Annotated in this window: 20 protein-coding genes; 5 read left to right on the forward strand and 15 right to left on the reverse strand. The window is 72.6% G+C overall.

What is annotated here, in order from left to right:
* Nucleotides 1-9: 9 nt before the first annotated feature.
* Both AC1DW8_RS12230 and AC1DW8_RS12235 read right to left on the reverse strand, forming a co-directional pair.
* Nucleotides 10-447: a VOC family protein gene (locus AC1DW8_RS12230; protein ID WP_478094279.1), complete on the reverse strand. Its 438-nt coding sequence runs from the start codon at nt 445-447 to the stop codon at nt 10-12.
* Complete coding sequence (locus AC1DW8_RS12235) at nt 440-1,687, reverse strand: cytochrome P450 (RefSeq protein ID WP_478094281.1); 1,248 nt, start codon at nt 1,685-1,687, stop codon at nt 440-442. Before AC1DW8_RS12235 ends, AC1DW8_RS12230 begins: the two co-directional genes overlap by 8 nt.
* A gap of 82 nt (nt 1,688-1,769) precedes the next feature.
* On the opposite strand from AC1DW8_RS12235, the gene AC1DW8_RS12240 reads away from it, so the two are divergent.
* Nucleotides 1,770-2,957: an NADH-quinone oxidoreductase subunit D gene (locus AC1DW8_RS12240; RefSeq protein WP_056826475.1), complete on the forward strand. Its 1,188-nt coding sequence runs from the start codon at nt 1,770-1,772 to the stop codon at nt 2,955-2,957.
* A gap of 8 nt (nt 2,958-2,965) precedes the next feature.
* Complete coding sequence (locus AC1DW8_RS12245; RefSeq protein WP_056773630.1) at nt 2,966-3,196, forward strand: hypothetical protein; 231 nt, start codon at nt 2,966-2,968, stop codon at nt 3,194-3,196.
* Between the two features lie 11 nt (nt 3,197-3,207).
* Here the strand turns inward: AC1DW8_RS12245 and AC1DW8_RS12250 are convergent, their stop codons facing one another.
* From AC1DW8_RS12250 to ftsH, 6 genes are all read right to left on the reverse strand, one after another.
* Nucleotides 3,208-4,185, reverse strand: coding sequence for a hypothetical protein (locus tag AC1DW8_RS12250; RefSeq protein ID WP_056773632.1), 978 nt, complete (start codon nt 4,183-4,185; stop codon nt 3,208-3,210).
* Between the two features lie 107 nt (nt 4,186-4,292).
* A complete protein-coding gene (locus AC1DW8_RS12255; RefSeq protein WP_478094284.1) occupies nt 4,293-4,784 on the reverse strand; it encodes a DUF3180 domain-containing protein in 492 nt (163 codons plus the stop codon).
* Nucleotides 4,781-5,668: a 2-amino-4-hydroxy-6-hydroxymethyldihydropteridine diphosphokinase gene (gene folK / locus AC1DW8_RS12260; RefSeq protein WP_056773639.1), complete on the reverse strand. Its 888-nt coding sequence runs from the start codon at nt 5,666-5,668 to the stop codon at nt 4,781-4,783. Before folK ends, AC1DW8_RS12255 begins: the two co-directional genes overlap by 4 nt.
* Nucleotides 5,665-6,591 (reverse strand): dihydropteroate synthase, encoded by a 927-nt coding sequence (gene folP / locus AC1DW8_RS12265; RefSeq protein ID WP_478094286.1) that lies wholly within the window; start codon nt 6,589-6,591, stop codon nt 5,665-5,667. Before folP ends, folK begins: the two co-directional genes overlap by 4 nt.
* 46 nt (nt 6,592-6,637) lie before the next feature.
* A complete protein-coding gene (gene folE, locus AC1DW8_RS12270) occupies nt 6,638-7,210 on the reverse strand; it encodes a GTP cyclohydrolase I FolE (RefSeq protein WP_056773646.1) in 573 nt (190 codons plus the stop codon).
* A 3-nt stretch (nt 7,211-7,213) separates the two neighbouring features.
* Nucleotides 7,214-9,316 (reverse strand): ATP-dependent zinc metalloprotease FtsH, encoded by a 2,103-nt coding sequence (ftsH, locus tag AC1DW8_RS12275; RefSeq protein WP_056773649.1) that lies wholly within the window; start codon nt 9,314-9,316, stop codon nt 7,214-7,216.
* 346 nt (nt 9,317-9,662) lie between these two features.
* Between ftsH and AC1DW8_RS12280 the strand changes: the two genes are divergently transcribed.
* Nucleotides 9,663-11,828 (forward strand): GTP-binding protein, encoded by a 2,166-nt coding sequence (locus AC1DW8_RS12280; RefSeq protein ID WP_478094290.1) that lies wholly within the window; start codon nt 9,663-9,665, stop codon nt 11,826-11,828.
* Nucleotides 11,829-11,930: 102 nt separating this feature from the next.
* On the opposite strand, the gene AC1DW8_RS12285 is transcribed toward AC1DW8_RS12280, so the two are convergent.
* From AC1DW8_RS12285 to AC1DW8_RS12305, 5 genes are all read right to left on the reverse strand, one after another.
* Entirely contained in the window at nt 11,931-12,755 is an 825-nt protein-coding gene (locus tag AC1DW8_RS12285; protein ID WP_478094292.1) for a DUF1028 domain-containing protein, read from the reverse strand.
* A gap of 15 nt (nt 12,756-12,770) precedes the next feature.
* The gene (gene hpt / locus AC1DW8_RS12290; protein ID WP_020145118.1) at nt 12,771-13,322 is read right to left on the reverse strand and encodes a hypoxanthine phosphoribosyltransferase; all 552 of its coding nucleotides are present in this window, start codon (nt 13,320-13,322) and stop codon (nt 12,771-12,773) included.
* 250 nt (nt 13,323-13,572) lie between these two features.
* Nucleotides 13,573-14,571, reverse strand: coding sequence for a tRNA lysidine(34) synthetase TilS (gene tilS / locus AC1DW8_RS12295; RefSeq protein WP_478094294.1), 999 nt, complete (start codon nt 14,569-14,571; stop codon nt 13,573-13,575).
* A 21-nt stretch (nt 14,572-14,592) separates the two neighbouring features.
* Nucleotides 14,593-15,699, reverse strand: a complete 1,107-nt coding sequence (locus AC1DW8_RS12300) for a zinc-dependent metalloprotease (protein WP_056773660.1) — start codon at nt 15,697-15,699, stop codon at nt 14,593-14,595.
* A 123-nt stretch (nt 15,700-15,822) separates the two neighbouring features.
* Nucleotides 15,823-17,475 (reverse strand): D-alanyl-D-alanine carboxypeptidase/D-alanyl-D-alanine-endopeptidase, encoded by a 1,653-nt coding sequence (locus tag AC1DW8_RS12305; RefSeq protein WP_478094296.1) that lies wholly within the window; start codon nt 17,473-17,475, stop codon nt 15,823-15,825.
* A gap of 156 nt (nt 17,476-17,631) precedes the next feature.
* Here AC1DW8_RS12305 and AC1DW8_RS12310 point away from each other — a divergent pair, with 156 nt between their 5' ends.
* Entirely contained in the window at nt 17,632-18,150 is a 519-nt protein-coding gene (locus AC1DW8_RS12310) for an inorganic diphosphatase (protein WP_020145122.1), read from the forward strand.
* On the opposite strand, the gene AC1DW8_RS12315 is transcribed toward AC1DW8_RS12310, so the two are convergent.
* A complete protein-coding gene (locus tag AC1DW8_RS12315; protein WP_478094299.1) occupies nt 18,074-19,810 on the reverse strand; it encodes an MFS transporter in 1,737 nt (578 codons plus the stop codon). The two genes, AC1DW8_RS12310 and AC1DW8_RS12315, sit on opposite strands and share 77 nt — an antisense overlap.
* A gap of 8 nt (nt 19,811-19,818) precedes the next feature.
* On the reverse strand, nt 19,819-20,058 hold the full coding sequence (locus AC1DW8_RS12320) for a hypothetical protein (RefSeq protein ID WP_056773671.1): 240 nt from the start codon (nt 20,056-20,058) through the stop codon (nt 19,819-19,821).
* Between the two features lie 231 nt (nt 20,059-20,289).
* Between AC1DW8_RS12320 and AC1DW8_RS12325 the strand changes: the two genes are divergently transcribed.
* On the forward strand, nt 20,290-20,838 hold the full coding sequence (locus AC1DW8_RS12325) for a TetR/AcrR family transcriptional regulator (protein ID WP_056773673.1): 549 nt from the start codon (nt 20,290-20,292) through the stop codon (nt 20,836-20,838).
* Nucleotides 20,839-20,865: the final 27 nt, after the last annotated feature.

The following is a 20,865-nucleotide window of genomic DNA, read 5'->3' on the forward strand; positions in this document are numbered from 1 at the left end:
GGTGAGCCGTCAGTCGGGTTCCGGCAGCGACTCCGGCAGCGACTCCGGCACCGGCTCGTGCTCGGGCAGGGGCTGGTTGAGGAACCAGCGGTGCCCGAACGGGTCGTGGAAGACGGCGAGCCGGCCGATCGGCGGGTTGTCCTCGGGTGCGCGGTCGACGGTGGCTCCCGCGTCGTGCACCCGGCGGCAGAGGGCGTCGATGTCGCTCACCGTGAGGTGCAGCGTGACGGCGTTGCCACGGCCCGGGTCCGGCGGGGCGACTCCCGCGGACTCGAACGCGTCGGACATCATCCACCGGGCGCCGTCGACAGCCAGCTCGCAGTGCCCGACGTGCCCGTCGTCCATGACGATCGGGTCGACGACGACCTCCGCGCCGAGGTGTGCGCGGTACCACTCGATCGCGGCCCGCGAGTCGGCCACGCAGATGTACGGCGTCAGCTCAGCCATGTCGTTCTCTCCCTCGGTCGGTGCTCCGGTCAGGTCCTGCGCTCGGCGCGACGACGAGCCGCTCGTAGCCGCGCAGCACGAACGTCGGTCGCCGCACCGCGTCGACGACCTCGATCGGCCCGAGCCGTTCGAGGAGGGCTCGGGTCGAGATCTGCAGCTCCATCCGTGCCAGCGGCGCCCCGAGGCAGAAGTGGATGCCGGCGCCGAAGGCCAGGTGCGGGTTGGGCTCGCGCGATGCGTCGAAGTGGTCGGGGTCGGCGAAGACGGCGGGGTCGCGGTTGGCGGCCCCGAGCAGCGCCGCCACCTTCTGGCCGGCCCGGACCGTGACCCCGTGGAGCTCGACGTCGGCCGTGGCGGTGCGCTCGAAGAGGTGCAGCGGTGAGTCGTGCCGGAGCATCTCCTCGACGAGTCGCTCGACGGAGGCCTGGTCGTCGAGGGCGTTGAGCACCTCGTCACGCTCCCCCGCGTCGGCGAGCAGCGACGCCAGACCGTTGCCGAAGCCGTTGACGCTCGCCTCGTGCCCGGCGTTGAGCAGCAGCACGACCGTCGCGACGAGCTCGCGCGGCGAGAGGCGGTCGCCGCCGTCCCGCTCCTGGACGAGCGAGGTCAGCAGGTCCTCGCCGGGCGCGGCCGCCCGCTCCGCCGCGAGCGCGTCGACGTACGAGGCGAACTCGTCGCAGGCGCGCTGGGCGTCCCGCTGGGACTCGGGGTCAGGGTGGATCTCGTACATCCGGACGATGGCTTGGGACCAGTCCCGGAGCACCTTCCAGTCCGCGGTCGGCGCACCGAGCAGCTCACAGATGACGAGGACGGGCAGCGGCTCGGCGTAGGTGGAGATCACGTCGACCCGGCCGTCCCGGTCGAGGACCCGCTCGACGTCGTCGAGCAGCCCTGCCGCGATCTCCTCGACCCGCAGACGCAGCCGCGCGACGTGCCCCCGGGCGAACGCGCCGGCCACGAGGCGGCGCAGCCGCGTGTGCTTCGGCGGCTCCGAGTCGAGGATCGAGTCGGCGTGCAACCAGTCGAACGTCGTCCACGCGTCGTCACCCTCGGAGCGCGGCCGCAGGATCCGCCCGAGCCGCCGGTCACGCAGGACGTCGTTGGCAGCCGCGTGGGTCGTCGTCACCCAGAGGCCCAGACCCTCGTGCCACAGGACGGGCGCCTGCTCACGGGCGGCGGCGAGGGGCCCGTAGGGCTCGGTCACGAAGGCGGGGTCGCGCAGGTCGAACAGGTCGGTCACCCCCACACTCTGCCCGACCGGGCGTGCCCCCGGGAGGGGCCACACGGCATACGCCCTCCGCATGGGCCGTAGGCTCGAGCCCATGACGGAGACCACCGCCTCGTCGCCGAGCCGGCGTCAGGCCCTGACCGTCGGCATCGGCGCGGGCGGGCTCGCGACCGCCGACATGGTGCTCAACATCGGGCCTCAGCACCCCGCGACGCACGGCGTCCTCCGCCTGCGCATCGTCGTCGACGGCGAGCGGATCATCAGCGCCGAGCCGATCGTCGGCTACATGCACCGGGGCGCCGAGAAGCTCTTCGAGGTCCGCGACTACCGCCAGATCATCGTGCTCGCCAACCGGCACGACTGGCTCAGCGCCTTCTCCAACGAGCTCGGCGTCGTGCTCGGCGTCGAGCAGATGCTCGGCATGGAGGTGCCGGAGCGGGCCGTCTGGGCGCGCACCGCCCTCGCCGAGCTCAACCGCGTGCTCAACCACCTGATGTTCCTCGGCTCCTACCCCCTCGAGCTCGGCGCCATCACGCCGGTCTTCCACGCGTTCCGCGAGCGCGAGGAGCTCCAGGCCGTCATGGAGGAGGTCTCCGGCGGGCGCATGCACTACATGTTCAACCGCGTCGGCGGGCTCAAGGAGGACCTCCCTGCCGGCTGGATGGGCCGCGTCGACAAGGCGATCGCCAACGTCCGCAAGCGCCTTCCCGACCTCGAGCGGCTCATCGTCGGCAACGAGATCCTCGAGGCCCGCACCCGGGGCGTCGGGGTGCTGCCGCTGGCCACCGTCCAGGCCTACGGCGTCTCGGGCCCCATCGCACGCGCCAGCGGGCTCGACGTCGACCTGCGCCGCGACGCGCCCTACCTTGCCTACGGGGAGCTCTTCGGCGACAAGGGCCCCGGCCGCGTCGTGACCCGCACCGCCGGCGACTGCCTCTCGCGCCTCGAGGTCCTGCTCGAGCAGGTGCACGTGTCGCTCGACCTCGCGCAGGCCTGTCTCGACCGGCTCGTCCAGCTGCCGCAGGGCCCGATCAACGTCAAGCTCCCCAAGGTGCTCAAGGTGCCCGAGGGCGAGATCTACTGCGCGACCGAGAACCCCCTCGGCTTCAACGGCTACTACCTCGTCTCGCGCGGCGAGAAGACCCCGTGGCGCCTCAAGCTGCGCTCGGCGTCGTTCAACAACGTCAGCGTGCTGAGCGAGATGCTGCCCGGCCAGCTCATCGCCGACATGGTCGCGATCCTCGGTTCGATGTTCTTCGTCGTCGGGGACGTCGACAAGTGAGGGGTCGTATGCCGTCCGCCCGGGTCTCGCGCGCGACGCTCCTCCGCGCCGCCGCCGTCACCGTCATCACCGCGACGGTGACGCTCGCGGCGGCCTGCTCCGACGAGGACACCGTGGACACGATCCCGCCGCCGTGGCCCGTCCGGACGACGACACCGGACGGGCCGCCCCGGCCGCCGTCGGTGTCGACCACGACGCCGGCACCCACCTCGACGATCACCGTCGCCGGCACCACGTAGGGCCCGGCCGCTCAGAAAGCCGGCACCCCGAGCACCCGCGGCCTGCCCGAGGCGATGTCGATGACCGGCCGCGTGCCGAGCGGCTGCGCCAGGTGCAGCCGTGCGGGGCGCGACGCGTAGTCGGCGGTGCAGGCCGTGTCCTTCGGCAGCGGCGGCGTCGTGCCGCCGACGACCACCATGTCGTCGAGCTCGACGACGTGCGCGACGAGACCCTCGTCGCAGCCTCCCCCGGCGATGCCGACGTCGACGGTCGAGTCCTCGACGCGCCTGAGCGAGTCCGCTCCGTGCAACCCGACCGGCACGTCGGGCAGACCGGGCAGCGGCCCCAGGTGTTGAGGCTGCGCGAACACCCCGTCGGCGACGGCGATCACCGAGATGGGGTGAGCGAGGCCGTCGACGGTGAGGCGCCAGACCGGCACGGTCGCGTCTCCCCCGCTCGTGCGCACCGCGGCCTCGACCAGTACCGCCTCGGACACGACGAGCCGGCACTGCGCAGCGGGGATGCCGTCACAGTCCCTGGGCTTGCTCAGAGCACCCTCGAGAGCACGGTCCAGGGCCGGGCGCACTCCGACGAGGTCGACCGGTCGAGACGATCCGTCGGGCAGCCGGAGGGTCCCGGAGCCTGCGACAGCCTGGTCGACGGCCGGCGCGAGCGTGACGTGCCCGTAGGTCCACGCGACCTTCTGCTCGCCCGTGTCGAAGCCCTCGAGGAGCGCCCAGCTCGACAGGAGCACGGGTCGGGTGGGGACCGGCGGCGGGCCGGCGCGGCGCACGGCATCGGCGACCACCTTGGCGCGGTCGGCGAACTCGGCCGACGGAGCACGGACAGGCAGCATGCCGGGGTCCGGGCTCGGCAGGGGCGGCACCGGTGCCGAGGCCGTGGCATCGTGTGCCGGCACGCTGGTGCCGACGCCACCGTCCGCACGACCCGGGGCATCGGCCGAGCCGCATCCCGTCAGCAGCACGAGCCCCAGGGCCAACGTGCCCATCCTCGATACCGCGCGACGAGAGCCCCGTGACGTCATACCTGTGATGACAGCACGGGAACGCCGATCGTTGCATCCAAACCCGTCACGATCCGGCCACGCGTCACGCGTCAGCGGCTGGTGTCCGCCTCGCGCTCGTCCTCGTCCTCGTCGTCTCGCGGGCGGAGGCGGCACCAGTTCTGCACGACCATGCCGGCGACGGCGAGCAGCAGCGCGACGACGGCGTGCAGCACGAACGGCAGGATGCGGCCGCGCTGGGAGTCGACGTCGGCGTCGGGCAGCAGGACGAGGGCGTTGGCGAGGTACCAGCCGACGAGCACCGAGCCCGTGAGCGCGCCGGCCTGTCCGAGCACGAGCGTGCGGGCCGCGCGGAGCGGCGTGACGGCGGGGTTGGGCGCGCCGTCGCGGACCTTGCGCACCTGCCAGCCGGCGAGGACCAGCCCGCCGGTCAGGAAGAGCATCGCAGCGGCGCCGACCCAGCCGGGTTCGGGCACGGCGCTGCCGCCGGACATCATCCAGCGCAGCGCGAGCCACGCGACCACGGTCATGGCCAGTCCCGCGAGCACGAGAGTCGTGACGCGGATGCCGGAGTGTGGTCTCACTGCTGCTCCCATCGGGGGCCGGGACGCACGCCCGATCGGTCGAGGTCGGCCAGCAGGTCGACCACCGGGCGTATGCCGTGGACACCCTCACCGACGCGCAGCGTGGCTCGCGGGTCGGCGTCGAGCCACGGCACGAGCACGAACGCCCGCTCGTGGGCCCGGGGGTGAGGAAGCGTGAGGCGCTTGTCGTCGCTCGTGACCTCGCGGTGGCCGCCGGGGTGGCCGTACTGGACGAGGTCGAGGTCGAGCGTCCTGGCGCCCCAACGCACCTCACGCGTGCGACCATGATCGGCCTCGATGCGGTGCAGCTCGGCGAGCAGGTCGGTGGGATGCAGCAGCGAGCGGCCCACGACGACGGCATTGAGGTACTCGGGCTGCTCGGGGCCACCGACGGGGTCGGTGGCCACGATGTCGGACACGCGGGTGAGGGTGAGCCCCGGTAGGGCGGTGAGGGCTGCGATGGCGTCGGTCAGCGTCTGGCCGCGGTCGCCGAGGTTGGTGCCGAGCGCGATGACGACATGGGCGGCGTTGCTGCGTGAGACCTGCACCTGGACGTCCGTGAACGGGTGACCGACCGGCGCTTCGGGCTTGTGCACGACGACCTCGACAGCGTCGACGAGGTCGTAGCGCAGGACGTCGTCGGCGATGACCTCGGCGAGGCGCTCGATGAGGTCGAACGAGGGACCCGTGATGCGGGCGACGACGTCGCTCGCGACCGCGGCGTAGTTGACGGTGGCGGCGAGGGCGTCGGTGCGACCGGCGGGCTCGAGGTCGAGCGTCATCGTGACGTCGACGAGGAACGTCTGCCCGTCGCGCTTCTCGGCGTCCAGCACGCCGTGGGTGCCGCGGGCGGAGACGCCCTGCAGCACGATGCGGTCGGTCATCGGTGAAGGCCTTCCGGGTCTGCAGAGTCGTCTGATTCGGGGTCGTCGGCCAGGTCGTCGGGGGCGTGCTCGAGTGCGGCCTGGACGACGGTCAGCGCGCGCACCGTGGAGGCGACGTCGTGGACGCGGACGCACCAGAGCCCCGCCATGGCGGCCATGACCGACGTGGCCGTCGTCTCGATGTCGCGCGCGGCCGCAGGCCGAGGGGCCTCACCCTCGTCGCGTCCCAGCCGTCCGAGGAAGGTCTTGCGCGAGGCGCCGAGCAGGATGGGCTGGCCGAGGTCGTGCAGCGCGGGGAGCGCGGCCATGAGGGTCCAGTTGTGGTCGGAGTTCTTGGCGAAGCCGAGACCCGGGTCGAGGACGAGGTGCTCCTCGTCGATGCCCCCTTCGAGGAGGGCGTCGCGCCGCTCCCCCAGCTCGCGCAGGACGTCCTCGACGACGTCGTCATAGACGGCGCGCGACTGCATCCCGGTGCTGTGCCCGCGCCAGTGCATCGCGATGTACGGCAGGCGGTTGGCGGCCACCCACGGGACCATGTCGGGGTCGGCGAGGCCACCCGAGACGTCGTTGACGATGGAGGCACCGGCGTCGACCGCAGCACGCGCGACCGAGGCGCGCATCGTGTCGACGGAGACCACGGCGCCGTCGGCGGCGAGGGCGGTCACGACGGGCACGACCCGGCGCAGCTCCTCCTCGACCGACGGGCGTTCGGCGCCGGGGCGGGTGGACTCGCCACCCACGTCGACGATGTCGGCGCCGGCCGCGAGCACGTCACGTCCGTGCGCGATGGCGGCGTCCTGCTCGAACCACTCCCCACCGTCGGAGAAGGAGTCGGGCGTGACGTTGACGACCCCCATGACGATCGTGCGGTCGCGCACGCCGAGCAGGGAGGTCGCGTCGAGGTCGGGACGGCGCGCGGTCATGGCCGCCATTGTGTCGCGGTCGGTGGTTCGGGTGTCGGGCCGTCGGTCACTTGTTGCCCTCGAGCATGAGCGCCATGGCCTCTGCTCGAGTGGCCGGGTCGCGCAGCTGGCCGCGCACCGCCGAGGTGATGGTGCTCGCGCCGGGTTTGCGGATGCCGCGCATCGACATGCAGAGGTGCTCCGCCTGGACGACGACGATGACGCCCTGCACGTCGAGGTGCTCGACGAGCGCGTCGGCGATCTGCGTCGTGAGCCGCTCCTGCACCTGCGGGCGCCGGGCGAAGACGTCGACGAGACGAGCGAGCTTGGACAGTCCGGTGACCCGCCCGTCCTTGCTCGGGATGTAGCCGACGTGCGCCACCCCGTGGAAGGGCACGAGGTGGTGCTCGCACGTGCTGTAGAGCTCGATGTCCCGCACGATGACGAGCTCCTGGTGGTCGATCTCGAACGTCGTGCGGAGCACGTCGGCCGCCGTCATGTCGAGGCCGGCGTAGATCTCGGCGAACGACCGGGCCACCCGGCCCGGGGTGTCGAGCAGGCCCTCGCGGTCGGGGTCCTCACCGATGGCGAGGAGCAGCTCCCGGACGGCCGCCTCGGCGCGCGGCTGGTCGATCGACACGCGTCAGCTCTTCTCGGTGGGGTTGACAGGGCGGTCGTCCGGCACCTCGATGACCTGCTCGGCGGGGTGCTCCTCGGCGAGGGGGTGCGCGCCGACGGCGGCCGCCTCGTCGATCTTGTCCTCGATGACGCGGTCGGCGGGCACCGGCGGGGGCAGGTGGCCGTTCTGGCCCGAGCCGTTCTGCGCGGCGATCTCGGCCGGCGTCAGGACGGGCGGACGGTCGCCGAGCTGGCGGGTCTGGGACGAGAGCCACGTAGGACGGGACGGCTGCTTGACGACCGGCTTGAAGAGCTCGGCGAGCTCGTGGACGTTGAGCGTCTCCTTCTCGAGCAGCTCGAGGACGAGGTGGTCGAGCAGGTCGCGGTTGGCGTTGATCGCCGCATACGCCTCGTCGTGGGCCGCGTCGATGAGCGAGCGGACCTCCTCGTCGACGATGCGGGCGACCTCCTCGGAGTAGTCGCGCTGGTGCCCCATGTCGCGGCCGAGGAAGACCTCGCCGGTGCTCTGGCCGAGCTTGATGGCGCCGACCCGCTCGGACATGCCGAACTCGGTGACCATCTTGCGGGCCATGCCGGTGGCCTTCTCGATGTCGTTGCTGGCACCGGTGGTCGGCTCGCGGAAGACGATCTCCTCGGCGACGCGGCCACCGAGGGCGTACGCGAGCTGGTCGAGGATCTCGTTGCGCGTCGTGGAGTACTTGTCGTCGATCGGCATGACCATCGTGTAGCCGAGGGCCCGTCCACGCGGGAGGATCGTCACCTTCGTCACCGGGTCGGTGTGGTTGAGCGACGCGGCGACGAGGGCGTGGCCACCCTCGTGGTACGCCGTGATCTTGCGCTCCTTGGCCGACATGATGCGGGTGCGCTTCTGCGGGCCGGCGATGACGCGGTCGATGGCCTCGTCGAGGGCCTCGTTGTCGATGACCTTCTTGTCACCGCGGGCGGTGAGCAGGGCGGCCTCGTTGAGGACGTTGGCGAGGTCGGCGCCGGTGAAGCCGGGCGTGCGGCGGGCGACGGCGAGCAGGTCGACGTCGGCCGTGACGGGCTTGCCCTGGGCGTGCACCTCGAGGATGCGGTGCCGGCCGATCATGTCGGGCGCGTCGACGGCGATCTGGCGGTCGAAGCGGCCCGGACGCAGCAGAGCCGGGTCGAGGATGTCGGGGCGGTTGGTCGCCGCGATGAGGATGACGTTGGTCTTGACGTCGAAGCCGTCCATCTCGACGAGCAGCTGGTTGAGCGTCTGCTCGCGCTCGTCGTGGCCGCCGCCCATGCCGGCGCCGCGGTGGCGTCCGACGGCGTCGATCTCGTCGACGAAGACGATGGCCGGCGCGTTGGCCTTGGCCTGCTCGAAGAGGTCGCGGACGCGGCTCGCGCCGACACCGACGAACATCTCGACGAAGTCGGAGCCGGAGATCGAGTAGAACGGCACGCCGGCCTCACCCGCGACGGCGCGGGCCAGGAGGGTCTTGCCGGTACCGGGCTGGCCGTAGAGCAGCACGCCCTTGGGGATCTTGGCGCCGACGGCGAGGAACTTCGCCGGCTCCTGGAGGAACTCCTTGATCTCCTGGAGCTCCTCGATGGCCTCGTCGCAGCCGGCGACGTCGGCGAAGGTGACCTTCGGGGTGTCCTTGGTGGCGAGCTTGGCGCGCGACTTGCCGAACTGCATGACGCGGTTGCCGCCGCCCTGCATCTGGCCCATGAGGAACCAGAAGAGGCCGAGGATGATGATGATCGGCAGGATCGAGAAGAGCAGCGAGCCGAACCAGCTGGGCTCGTCGATCTGGTCGTCGACGCCCTGTGCCGGCGGCTTGGCGTTGAGGGCCTCGACGACGTCGGTGCCGCGGGCGTCGACGTAGTAGGCGTAGACCGACTTCGCGTCCTTCACCGTGCCGTCGGGCGAGGTGTAGGGGGTCTTGAGGGTCAGCTCCATGCGCTCGTTGTTGAGCAGCTTGGCCGACTCGACGTTGCCGTCGGTGATCTGCTTCATGGCAGCCGAGGTGTCGATCCGGGGCGGGCCGGACTCGGAGAACATCATGCCGAAGACGAGCGCGCTGATGAGGACCAAGATCCACAACAGTGGTGTGCGCAGAATCCGCTTAGCGTCCATGTACGTGCGGGGCCTGTGGGGCCCCGGTCCTCCTGCTCGTCCGGTGAGTTTGTCCACCGGCACAACGTCCGGCGGACTACCAGTGTTCCGCATGCGGCGGGCCGGTGACGAACCAGCCCACGCAGGGTTGGACGCTCCCGTCCGCGGGCGGGCGCCGCTCGCGTATGCCGTGTGCCGTGCTCCCGGCCCAAAACCGGTTGCCGCACGCTCCTGCGCCTTGCTGCACTGGAGCGGTCGACGGTCCCGTCGACGTCAGGCACGGCCGAGGAGAGAGGCACCGGGATGCGCCGCAGCTTCATGTCACCCGAGCAGGTCACCCACACCTACGCACAGGACATGGAGCACCTTGGACACCCCACCCACCCCACCCGTGCGTCCCGGACGCACCCTCGGCCTCGGGATCCTCGCCCACGTTGACGCGGGCAAGACGAGCCTGACCGAACGTCTGCTCCTGCACGCCGGAGTCATCACCGAGCTCGGCAGCGTCGACGACGGCAGCACGCAGACCGACACGCTCGCGCTCGAGCGCGCCCGCGGGATCACGATCAAGGCCGCCGTCGTCTCCTTCGAGCTCGGCGGCCCCGACGACCCGGTCACGGTCAACCTCGTCGACACCCCGGGCCACTCGGACTTCATCGCGGAGGTCGAGCGCTCGCTGGCGGTGCTCGACGGAGCCGTGCTCGTCGTCTCCGCCGTGGAGGGCGTGCAGGCCCAGACCCGCGTGCTCATGCGGGCCCTGCAGCGGCTGCGCATCCCGACGGTGCTCTTCGTCAACAAGGTCGACCGCTCCGGCGCCCGCACCGACGCGGTCCTGCAGGAGGTCGTCGACCGGCTCGGCGTCACGCCGGTGCCACTCGTCCGGGTCGTCGACGAGGGCACGCGCGGCGCCGCCGTCGTCCCGGACGGCCTCATGGCCTTGGGCCTGGCGGCGCCGGGCCCGGCCGAGCGCGAGGGCGCGGACCGGGCCACCGCAGCTGCCCGCGAGCGCGTCGTCGAGGCGTTGAGCCGGGAGGACGACCGCCTGCTCGCGGACTGGCTCGATGCCCCGCACCGGGTCGACGGCTCTCGGCTGCGAGCAGCCCTCGGTGAGCAGACGGGCCGAGGTCTCGTGTGCCCCGTGCTCCTCGGCTCGGCGATGACGGGGGCCGGCGTCGAGGAACTCGCCGTGGCCCTGCCGCACCTGCTGCCGGCGCGGACACCCGACCCCGAGGCGCCGCTCGCGGCCACCGTCTTCGCGGTCCAGCGCGGCGGCGCCGGTGAGAAGGTGGCCCTCGTCAGCGTCACGTCGGGCTGCCTGGCGGTGCGCGACCGGGTGCTCGTCCACGACGGTCGCACCGTCGGGACCATTGCATCGGACCCGGGCACACGGCATACGCCCTCGGTCTCCGGCGACGACGACGCGCGGTGCCGCGAAGAGCGGGTCACCGGTCTCTCGGTGCACGCGCGCGGCGGGGTGCAGCGCGTCGCGCGGGTGCCCGCGGGGCGCATCGCGCGGGTCGTCGGGCTCGAGCGGGCCCGGATCGGCGACCTCGTCGGCGACGCCGCCCTCGCGCGGCCCCTCGTCCACGAGTTCTCGCCGCCCACCCTGGAGACGGTCGTCGAGGCGTGCGACGCCGCCGAGCGCGCGACCCTGCACACGGCGCTGACCCGGCTGGCGGAGCAGGACCCGCTCATCGACCTGCGGCACGACGAGGTGCGCGGCGAGACCCACGTGTCGCTCTACGGGGAGGTGCAGAAGGAGGTCATCGGCGCGACGCTCGAGGCGGAGTACGCCGTGACGGCGAGGTTCAGCACGACGACGGTCATCTGTCGCGAGCGGGTCACCGGTTCGGCGGCCGCGTTCGAGGTCATCGACGTGGCGCCGAACCCGTTCCTCGCGACGGTCGGTCTGCGCGTCGACCCCGGCCCTCCGGGCAGCGGCGTCTGCTTCGCCCTCGAGGTCGAGCTCGGCTCGATGCCGGCGTCGTTCTTCACCGCCGTCGAGGACACCGTCCGGGCGACGCTCGGACAGGGGCTGCACGGGTGGCCGGTCAACGACTGCGTCGTCACGATGACGCACTCGGGCTACTGGCCGCGGCAGAGCCACATGCACCAGAAGTTCGACGCGTCGATGTCGAGCACGGCCGGCGACTTCCGTGCCCTGACGCCGCTCGTGCTCATGGAGGCGCTGCGTCTCGCGGGCACGGCGGTCGAGGAACCGGTGCACCGATTCGACCTCGAGGTGCCGAGCGACGTGCTCGGTGCGGCGCTCTCGATGCTCGGCCACGTGCGGGCGACCCCACGCGACACGGCCGTGCTCGGCCCGGTGACGCGGCTGCAGGGCGAGGTGCCGGCCGGGCGGTTGCACGAGCTGCAGCAGCGGGTGCCCGGCCTCACGAGCGGGCTCGGCGACCTCGTGACGGCGTTCGACGGCTACCGGCCCGTCGTCGGACCGGCGCCGACCCGGTCACGCACCGACCTCGACCCGCTCCACCGTCGGGAGTACCTCCTCCGCCTCGCCGGCAAGCTCTGACCCGCCGCGCCTCCCTCGACCGAACGCCGCGTTCGGTGCCGAACTCAGCGTCCTGACCGTGAGTTCGAGATCGAACGCGGCGTTCGGTCGAGCTGGGTGGGGTCAGGGGATGGCGGCGCGGAGGGCCTCGAGGACCCGGCGGTCGATGCCGTCGGGGCTCAGGCGCGCCTCGTAGTTCGCGTTGCCCGCCCAGTCGGCGAGAGCCGTCGCGACGTCGGCGTCGGTGAACCCGGCCTGCGCCAGCCTGCCGCGCACCTCGTCGGCGAGCTCGCCCTCGAGCGGCGCGACGTCCTCGGGCCTGCCGAAGTACATCTCCCAGTCGGAGAGCAGGCGCCCGAGCTCGGTCACGGGGTCGGCGTGGTCGTCGACGCGCAGGTCGGCGAGCACCCCGCACGCGTCGTAGCCGGAACCCGGCTCGACGGCATACATGGCTGCGCTCTGGCGTCCGCGGGAGTCGCCACCGGCGGCGTCGCCGGCCGCGAGGGCGGCGAGCAGACGCCGGGCGAGCGGCTGCCCTGCCGTCTCGTGCCAGGCGCGCTCCATCTCCTCGACGACCTCGGGCCCGGTGAGGATGTTGCCCTGGATGGCGTATGCCGTGTGGCCGTCGTCGCGGGCGACGCCGCCGGCCCAGTCGTTGCACTCCGAGCCCGTGAAGGTCGCGGCCGAGGCGAGCCCGACGACGCCCACCTGGCGGGTCTCGCGACCCTCGTCGAGCGCGGTCGCGGCCCCGAGCGCCTCGTCCGCGGGCTCGCCGGCAGCGAGGCGGCCGAGGAGCTCGTCGAGGTAGGCGACCCGGGCGAAGGACTGCGTCGCGACCGCGCCCACGCCGAGACGGGCGGCCGGGACGACCGCCCCGACCGCGAGGAACTTGCTCGCGACGGCGATGCCGTGGGCGTCACCCTGGCGGGCGACGATCGAGAAGGTCACCGGAGGCCGCCGCGGTCAGGCGTAGACGTGCGGGGCGAGGGTGCCGACACAACGCAGGTTGCGGTACTTCTCGGCGTAGTCGAGGCCGTAGCCGACGACGAACTCGTTGGGGATGTCGAAGCCGACGTACTTGACCGGGATGTCGACCTTGACGACGTCGGGCTTGCGCAGCAGCGTGCAGATCTCGACCGAGGCGGGCTTGCGCGACTCGAGGTTGGACTTGATCCACGAGAGCGTCAGGCCGGAGTCGATGATGTCCTCGACGATGAGCACGTGGCGGCCGCTGATGTCGGTGTCGAGGTCCTTGAGGATGCGCACGACGCCCGAGGACTTCGTGCCGGAGCCGTAGGACGAGACCGCCATCCAGTCCATCGGTGCGGTGCCTGGCAGGGCGCGCATGAGGTCGGCCATGACGACGACGGCGCCCTTGAGGACGCCGACGAGGAGGAACTCCTTGCCCTCGTAGTCCCGCCAGATGTCGGCGGCGAGCTCGGAGAGGCGGGTCTGGATCTGCTCCTCGGTGAGCAGGACCTTGGCCAGGTCATCTCCCATGTGCTCGTGGTCCACGAAGGCTCCTCAGTGCGTTGCGGGGGTGGTGCAGGGTCGTGCGGGGCGGGTCCATTCAACCGCACGCGGCTGGGTGCCGTCGCCGCCGGGGAAGCAGGCCGGGCGGCTCGGCCGAGCGGCCGCTCGAGCCACTCCTGCGGGCGGGCGTATGCCGTCGGCTCCGTCACGACGACGCCGCGGTCGCGCGCGCCACGGCCCCCCACACCGTCGGGTGGTGACGGGGCGGCCCAGCGGCTCTCGCGCACCGGGCTCAGGCGTTGGCGGTCTGTCGCAGCGGGCTGAAGACGATGGCTCCACCGGTGCGCGCGACGGCGATGCCGCCGGGCACGTGGAGCGGGCCCTGTCCGTGCCACGACGTGAGCAGCGCGTCGAGCGACTCGACGTGCGCGGCGCTGACGTCGGCGAGCGGTGCGCCGGCCTCGGCGGCGAGGATCCGCCAGACGCGCGTGCGGATCGCCCGCGGCAGGGCCGCGAGCGCGTCGAGGTCGACGCCCTCACCGCCAGGACCGCCGGGCAGGTCGGCCCGGGCCCGGACGGCCAGGCTCTCGAGGTAGTCGGCGTCCTCGCGCAGCAGGTCGGCACTGCGGGCCAGGGCTGCCCCGAAGCCGGGGCCGAGGTCGGACTCGAGGGTGGCGAGCAGCCGGCGGGCGCGGACCCTGCGGAACGAGTCGTCGCTGTTGTGCGGGTCGTCCCACGGGTCGATGCCGTAGGCCGCGCAGGCGGCCAGCGTCGTGGCGCGCGGCAGGCCGAGGAGGGGACGGACGAAGCGGTCGCGGCGCACCGGCATACCGCTCAGCGACCGCGCACCCGACCCGCGGGACAGGCCGAGGAGCACCTGTTCGGCCTGGTCGTCGCGGGTGTGGCCGATGAGCACCATGGACGCGCCGACGCAGTCGGCCGCGCCCTCGATGGCGGCGTAGCGGGCCGACCGGGCGTCGGCCTCGAGTCCGGCACCGCTCGTGCGCACGTCGGCGCGGACGACCTCGACGGGGTCGAGACCGATCTCGCGGCACAGGGCTGCGGCGTCCTCGGCGACCTGGGCCGAACGGTCCTGGAGGCCGTGGTCGACGACGACGGCACCGGCACGCACACCGGAGCGCGGCGCCTCGAAGGCGAGGGCCGCGGCGAGCGCCACGGAGTCGGGGCCGCCCGAGCACGCGACGAGGACGACACCGCCCTCGGGCACGTCGGCAAGGTGCTCACGCACCGCGAGCCGGGTGGCGGCGACGGCGGGGTCAGGACCGGGCATGTCTGCGGGACCTCGCATCGCTCACCCGTGGACCCGGCGCACCCAGGCGCCCGGATCGAGGATCTCGGCGGCCCGGGGCAACGTCTCCGGGGAGGACCACACGGCGTTGAAGCCGTCGCGGCCCACCTGGTCGGTGACGGCCCGGACGAAGACGGCGCCGTCGCGGTACTGACGCATCTTGGCCTCGAGACCGAGGAGCTTGCGCAGCAGGCGGTCGATGCCGACCGAGCTGCTGCGGCGCTCGTCGAACTTGCGGCGGATCTCGCCGACGCTCGGGATGACCTGAGGACCGACCGCGTCCATGACGACGTCGGCATGGCCCTCGAGCAGCGACATGACGGCGGTGAGCTCGGCGATCTGGGCCTTCTGCTCCGGGGTCGCGAAGAGCTGGCCGATGCCCTCGCCGGAGCTGAACACCTCGGGGAGGTTCTTCGTCAGCTGCTCGAACCGCTTGGAGAGGTCCTCGGGGGTCGGCGCGAGGTCGACGGCGAGCGCCTGGGTGCGGGCCACCATGTGGTCGCGCAGCCACGGCACCGCGGTGAACTGCACCCGGTGCGTCTCCTCGTGCATGGCGACCCAGCGGCGGAAGTCGGTCGGGTCGACCTCGAGGCGTCGCTCGGTGGCGACGATGTTGGGGGCGACGAGGAGGAGCCGGGGCGTGCCGCCGGGTGCGAGGTCGTACTGTCCGAGCACCTTGCTCGACAGGAAGGCGAGCAGCCCGCCCATCTCGGCGCCGGTGACCTTGCCGCCGATCGCCGCGGCGGTGGCGTTCGTCGACGACTTCTTCGTCGCGTTGAGCTTGTCGACGACCGGGTCGAGCATCGACTTGAACGAGTCGACGTTGGCGCTGATCCAGCCCGCGCGGTCGACGACGAGGGGCGCCGGCGCGTCGGCGGGCGCGGTCAGCGCGCTCGTCTCGGCAACCGGAGCAACGGCGGACGCGGCGGCTGCACGCAGGTCGGCGACGATCGCCGCGGCCTCGTCGCTCGAGACCTGGGGGCCCGGGTTGACGATCGCCCGACCGGTCCGCTTCGCGAACTCGTAGTCGACGGACGCGGCCGGTGCACCACCCCTCGAGCCATCGGGACGTCCGGCGTCCACGGGAGTCGGGAGGGTCGTGTCGGTCATGCCAGCCCTTTCGGTGCCGTGACGGTGTCGACGTCGCGCGAGGTGTCTGGGAAGCCCAGCCGGCAACACGGAGAGGTCACGACCACCGTCGCTCACCAGGACCCCGAGCGGCCCACCGGCCCGTCAGCGGCACCCGCACGAGGCGATCGCCGCTACAAAACGGTCCAACGCCGCTCGCGCGTCGTTGGTTCCCACTCCGGCGACCATACCCACGAAGACGAGGAGCCGACCGTCGTCGTCGACGACGCTCCCGGCGAGGGCGTTGGCCCCGGTCAGGGTGCCCGTCTTGGCCCGGGCGCGGCCTGCGGCGTCGTGCTGGGCGCCGGTGAACCGGTCCGCCAGGGTGCCGGTCAGGCCACCGATCGGGAGTCCGTCGAGGGCTCGCCGCAGCACGGCGTGCTTGCCGTCGTAGCCGAGCACGAGCACGTCGGACAGGAGCGAGGCGCGGACCCGGTTCTCGCGGGAGAGGCCGCTCGCGTCGGAGAGGGTCACTCCGGCCGTGTCGAGGCCGAGCGCGGCCACCTGCGACACGACCCACGCGCCGACCTCGGCGAAGTCGGTGCCGGCGCCGGAGCGGTAGGCCGCTTGGCGGGAGAGGATCTCGGTCAGCGCGTTGTCGCTGTCGGTGAGGGCGAGGGCCAGCTGCTCTCGCACGGGCGCGGACTCGACGCTGCCGAGGACCGCTCCCGGGCCGCTCGCGGGCGCCGTCGGCGTCGCGGCCGCGGTCGTCGGGGCCCGCGCGCCGTCGGGCGTCGCCCCCTCGGGCGGCGTGGCCCCGTCGGACGGTGTGGTCCCGTCGGACGGTGTGGCCCCGTCGGACGGTGTGGCCCCGTCGGACGGTGTGGCGGACGCTCCAGCGTCGGCAGCCGGCGTCGGCATCGGCGACCCGGGGACGCCGGGTGCCTGACCTCGCGCGGCCAGCCTCACGTCGATCCCGCGCCCCGCCAGCTGCCGGGCAAAGGCCGACCGGACCGAGGCGACGGGGTCGGCCGGGCCGGGCGCCCCACCATGGGCGCGCTGGCTCGACAGCCCGAGCATCGCGACCGCGCCGGTGATGCCCGAGCTGCGGAAGGTCGACGCCCACGTCGGCGCCGTCGTCGGCCCGGCGGCATACGTCTCGTCGACGTAGAGGGTGACGCTGGTGGTGCCGCTGCCCTTGAGGGCCGTGGCCACCTGCCCGGCCAGGTCGCGCAGTCCGGCTCGGCCGGCGACCGCGTCGGGGTCGCCCGTGCCGGGGTTGAGCAGGGAGTCGCCGCCCGCCACGAGGACGATCTCGTCGGGCGTGTCCCCCTCGCGCACGACGGTGCGCAGCGTCTCGTCGGGTGCGAAGGTCTGGCCGATGGCCGCGGCGGAGAGCAGCTTGGTCGTCGAGGCCGGGATGCGCAGCTCATCGCCGCCCTGGTCGAGGAGCACGTCGCCGGTCTGCCCGTCACGGACGACGAGGGCTGAGTCGCGCAGCGCCGGGAGCGCACGCACCGACGCGAGCGCCTGCTCGATGCCGGCGGCGGACGGCGCGGCGGTGTCGCCGGCGAGTGAGGGCAGCGGCGGCGCGACCGAGGTCGACAGCGTCGGCTGCGGGACCGAGGGCAGCGTCCGCGTCGCGACCGTCTCGGTGGGCGCGGGCGGCGGCAGCGGCCGCACCGTCAGCGCACCGGGCGCGGCGTCGGCGACGTCGAGGACGGCATACCCCAGCAGGATCGCGACGACCGACCACACCGCGGCCATGCCGTAGGTCAGGCGGGGACCGCGCCGCCCCGGCTGCGTCTCGTGCGCCACGTCGCGTCACCCCCTGTCCGTCGTCCGTCGCTGTTTCGCGCAAGGACCGCCCTTGCTGACACACTGTCGCGGACGATTCTGTCAGCCGCCGACGGGTGCTCCGGCACCCGAGCCGCACCCGAGACAGCACCCGAAGACCGTGAAGAAGGGGAAGACGTGGAGTTCGACGTCACCATCGAGATCCCGCGCGGACAGCGCAACAAGTACGAGGTCGACCACGAGACCGGTCGGATCCGCCTCGACCGCTACCTCTTCACGCCGATGGCCTACCCCGCCGACTACGGCTACATCGAGGACTCGCTCGGTGAGGACGGCGACCCCCTGGACGCGCTCGTGCTGCTGCCCGAGCCGGTCTTCCCCGGCGTCGTCGTCGAGGCGCGCCCGATCGGTGTCTTCCACATGACCGACGAGGCCGGCGGTGACGACAAGGTGCTCTGCGTGCCCGTCGACCCGCGCACCGCCGACGTCCAGGACATCTCTGACGTCAGCACGTTCACCCTCGACGAGATCCAGCACTTCTTCGAGCGCTACAAGGACCTCGAGCCCGGCAAGCACGTCGAGGGCTCGGACTGGGGCAACCGCGAGGCCGCCGAGAAGATCATCGGCGAGGCCTTCGACCGCGCCAAGGAGCAGGGCACCTCGACCGCCCGCTGGGCGATGCCGCAGGGGCACTGAGCCTCCCGCAACACCTGCCCACAGACGTTCGTATGCCGTGTGCCTGACCCCCGCCGCCTGTCCCGGTCGCGGGGGTCAGCCGTCTCCGGCGGCGGGTGCGGCACCAGGGTGGGCCTGCACGTGAAATGCGCGATGGACCGGCGTCCGGTGGGGTGATCACCCCACCGGCGTCTGCTGCGGCGACGGCCACCGTCTCTCGAGTCGGCTCACGGGTCGGCTCGGACGATGCGGTCACCGCCTGGGCCGGGCGCGGCCGGAGCACGAACGCCGCGACGAGCAGCGCCACGAGGGTGAACGTCGCCGACGTGAGGAACGCCGGCTCGACGCCCGGTACGAACTGGCCCGGGACGGCCTGCGACGCATAGACGCTGACGATCGCGGCGAGCCCCACGGCGCCACCGAGCTGCTGCGCGGTCTGGAGCAGCCCGGAGACCGTGCCGGCCTGGGCGCGGTCGACGCCGCCGAGGACGACGACCGTGACCGGCATGAAGACGAGCGCGGCCGACACGCCGTTGAGCACCAGCGCACCCAGGAGGTGGGCGGCATACGTGCTCGTCGTCGACATGGTGCTCAGCCACACGAAGCTGGCGGTGAGGCCCAGCGTGCCCACGAGGAGCATCGGCCGAGGGCCGACCTTGGCGACGAGGCGGGCGCTGACCCGCGACGTCGCGAAGATCGCGAGGCTGAGCGGGAGGAACGCGGCGCCGGTCGCGACCGGGCTGAAGCCGAGGACGAGCTGGAGGTACTGCGTCACGAGGAAGAACGTCGAGAACTGCGCGCCGACGACGAGCGCCATGAGCACGAGGGCTCCCCCGCGGGTGCGGTTGCGGACGAGCGCGAGCGGCAGCAGCGGGGAGCTGACCCGACCCTCGGTGCGCACGAAGAGCGCGATGAGGAGCACGCCGAGGACGAACGAGCCGATCGTCACGGGCGACGCCCAGCCGCGGTCGGCCGCACTGATGAAGCCGTGCACGACGGAGACGGAGCCGAGGGTGGCGGTGATCGCGCCGACCACGTCGAAGCGGCCTCGGATCCTCGGCGTCTCGGTCACGTAGCGGCGCGCGAGGACGAGCACGACGGCCCCGATCGGGACGTTGACGAAGAGCGTCCAGTGCCAGCTCACGTAGTCGGTGAGGATCCCACCGAGGAGCAGGCCGATGGACGCGCCCGCGGACGAGACGGCCGTGAAGAGCGCCAGCCCGCGGTTGCGCGCGGCCTCATTCGGGGCACTCGTCGTGACGAGGGCGAGGACGCTCGGCGCGGCGAACGCGGCACCGACGCCCTGGAGGGTGCGCGCGGCGATGAGCCAGGCGGGGGACGTGGCGAGGCCACCGAGCAGGCTCGCGACGGTGAAGATCGCCAGGCCGATCTCGAAGATGCGCAGTCGCCCGAAGACGTCGCCGAGGCGCCCGCCCAGGAGCAGCAGCCCGCCGAAGGCGAGGGTGTAGGCGTTGAGCACCCAGGAGAGGCCCGCGGGCGTGAACCCGAGGTCGGTCTGGATGTGCGGGAGCGCGACGTTCACGACGGTCGCGTCGAGCACGAGCATGAGCTGGGCGACGAGGACGACGCCGAGGCCGATGGCGCCGCGTCGGGCGCCCCGCTCCCTCGTGGAGCGCTCGGGTTGTCGGGTGACGGGTGATGCGGTGGTGCTGGTCGACATCTCTGACCTCAGGATTCGTGGTGCGTGAACGGGCGGTGCGAGCTCTCGTCGGTGAGGTCGCGGGCCATGGGTGTGAAGGAGGTGGCGCGGGTGCGGCGTCGGCGCTCGCCGTCGCTGGCACCCTGCGTGCCGTGCGTGCCCTCGGCTCCGTGGGTGCCGCGGGGCACGAGCGGGGCACGGTGGGTCGTGGCGAGGTGCGACAGGTGGACGCGTCGGGCCTGTCGGGTGGGCTGGATCGTGGTGGTCATGGGTGCCGGACTCCTCTGTGACGACGATCGGCGCTACGATTAGCGGAGAACCACTCCGGTTCTGCCTGACCCACAATACGGAGACTGTCTCCGTTTTAGCAAGGGAGATTTCTCGTGAGGCCTGCCGAAGCTGGCAGTGCGACGCTCGAGTCGTCGCCGGGATCTGTTGCCACCCAAGGGGATTCGGCTGACGGACCGGCTCAGGAGAGCCCCGAGAAAATGCCTCGCCCGATGCGCGCCGACGCCAGGCGCAACTACGACAAGATCCTCGCGACCGCCCGCATCGTCTTCACCGAGCGCGGCACTGACTCCTCGCTCGACGAGATCGCGAAGCGGGCCGGGGTGGGCCCCGGCACGCTCTACCGCCACTTCCCCACCCGCGAGGCCCTCGTCGACGCCCTCATGCAGGACTGGACCGACCGCGTGTCCGCCGACGCCGACGCCGCCATCGCCACGGGGCAGCCCGCCCGGGAGATGCTGCTCGGCTGGTTCGAGCACTTCATCGACCACATCACGCTGCACCGGGGCGCGGCCAGCAAGATCTGCGCCGCCATGGACGACCCCGCGTCCCCGATGTACCGCAAGTGCCGCGTCATGGGCGAGGCCAACCGCCGCGTCATCGACCACCTCGACGCCGGGGGCCAGCTGCGCCCGGGCGTCGACGCCGCCAACGTCATGCGCCTCGTCAGCGGCGTCGCGAGCGTCGCCGACACGAGCCACGCCGACCTCGACGTCAGGCCCATGCTCGAGGTCGTCGTCGACGGGATCGTCCGCGGCTGACGCGTCGTTGCAGGGGCAGGACCGTCG

It is taken from the genome of Terrabacter sp. P2_E3 (genome assembly GCF_056403915.1).